Genomic DNA, 1,819 nt, shown 5'->3' with positions numbered 1-1,819 from the left:
CGCGCGGCATGCTCGTCGGCGTCGCGCTGTTCGCGCCGCGCGTGCTGCTGCGCTTCCGCTGCGTCGCCGCGAGCCTGCAGCACTTCGTACGAGCCTAGCTTCTGTTTGTTACGCTGCCAATCGGGCTTGGCGGTTTCGACACGCCCGGTGGCCGCGTGCACCAGCCTGCGCTGCTGCTCGATGGCGGCGTCGAGCGTGTCGATAAATGCCTGGAAATTGCGCATGTTGCCGGCCGGCATTCCCGATTGCGCGGAATTCGTAAAGCGTGCGTGATACTCGTCGCGGTAACGCACCAGGGCGTCGAGCTGCGCCTGCGCGTCGGCAGCCTCGCGTTGTGCGCGGCCAAGGCGTTGCGCTGCAGCGTCTACATCGTCCTGTGCGAGGTCGATAAGCGTCTTGATCGGAAAATGTTTCGCCATCGTCAGCCTCCTTGGGCAAACAGCGCGTCGAGTCTTTGCAAACTGCCATTGAAATCCGCGCACTCGCGATAGCCTTGCTGCAAAAACGCTTCGATGCGCGGATACAGAGCAATGGCCCGGTCGAGCAACGCATCGCGTCCGCTCGAATAGGCGCCTACGTTAATCAGGTCGCGATTACGCTGGTAACGCGACAGCATCTGTTTGAACAGACGCGTTTTTTCCAGATGCGGGTCGTCGATCAGCGCGGTCATCGCGCGGCTGATCGATGCTTCGATGTCGATGGCCGGATAGTGGCCGGCTTCGGCCAGCGAGCGCGACAGCACAATATGGCCGTCGAGAATCGCACGCGCCGAGTCGGCGATCGGGTCCTGCTGGTCATCGCCTTCGGTCAGCACCGTATAGAACGCGGTAATCGAACCGCCGCCCGCCGGGCCGTTGCCGGTGCGCTCGACGAGCGCCGGCAGCTTGGCGAAAACCGAAGGCGGATAGCCTTTGGTGGCGGGCGGCTCACCCACGGCCAATGCGATTTCGCGCTGTGCCATTGCATAGCGGGTCAGCGAATCCATCAGCAGCAGCACGTGCTTGCCTTGGTCGCGGAAATATTCAGCAAGCGAGGTCGAATACGCAGCAGCCTGCATCCGCAGCAGCGGTGACACGTCCGCCGGTGCGGCGATCACCACCGAGCGCGCGAGACCTTCTTCGCCGAGAATCTGTTCGATGAATTCCTTCACTTCGCGGCCGCGTTCGCCGATCAGGCCGATCACGATTACTTCGGCGCTGGTGTAGCGCGCCATCGTGCCGAGCAGCACCGATTTACCCACGCCCGAGCCGGCAAAAAGCCCCATGCGCTGGCCGCGGCCCACGGTGAGCAGCGCGTTGATCGCGCGCACGCCGACGTCCAGCACCTTATGGATCGGCTCACGGTTCAGCGGATTGATGGTCGGTGCGGAGAGCGGCGCGTCCGTCTTCGTGCCGAGCGGGCCGAGTCCGTCGAGCGGGCGGCCCGAGGCGTCGAGCACCCGTCCGAGCAGTTCCCAGCCCACCGGCAAGCGCTTCGCGCCGGCCATCGGGTCGGCAATCGGCGCGCTTTCGAGCGGATAGACGCGAGCGCCCGGCAACAGGCCGATCACTTCAGTGGTCGGCATCAGGAACAGCTTGTCGCCGGCAAAGCCGACCACTTCGGCTTCGGCCATCGGCAACGAACTGCCCAAGGGGAGTTCGATCATGACTTCCGCGCCAACCGACAGGCGCAACCCGACCGCTTCGAGCACGAGACCCGCAGCGCGTGTGAGGCGTCCGCAGGCGCGCATCGGCTTGGCAATGGCGTTGCGCGCCCGCAGTCCTTCCAGTTGCGCACGCCATGCGTTCATATGCGGGTTATCGGCGAGCGCGGGATCGGG

General features: G+C 64.7%; 2 protein-coding genes. Both read right to left on the bottom strand.

What is annotated here, in order from left to right; all coding sequences use genetic code 11:
* On the bottom strand, nucleotides 1-419 hold a 419-nt coding region (gene fliJ / locus WCA85_RS34550), incomplete at its 3' end, for a flagellar export protein FliJ (protein ID WP_424070164.1).
* 2 nt (nucleotides 420-421) lie between these two features.
* Nucleotides 422-1,819, bottom strand: a 1,398-nt coding sequence (fliI, locus tag WCA85_RS34545; RefSeq protein ID WP_424070163.1) for a flagellar protein export ATPase FliI, incomplete at its 5' end; no start/stop codon positions are given.

Source organism: Paraburkholderia sp. (assembly GCF_049581445.1).
GTDB lineage: Bacteria > Pseudomonadota > Gammaproteobacteria > Burkholderiales > Burkholderiaceae > Paraburkholderia.
This window is presented reverse-complemented; position numbering and strand designations above follow the sequence as displayed.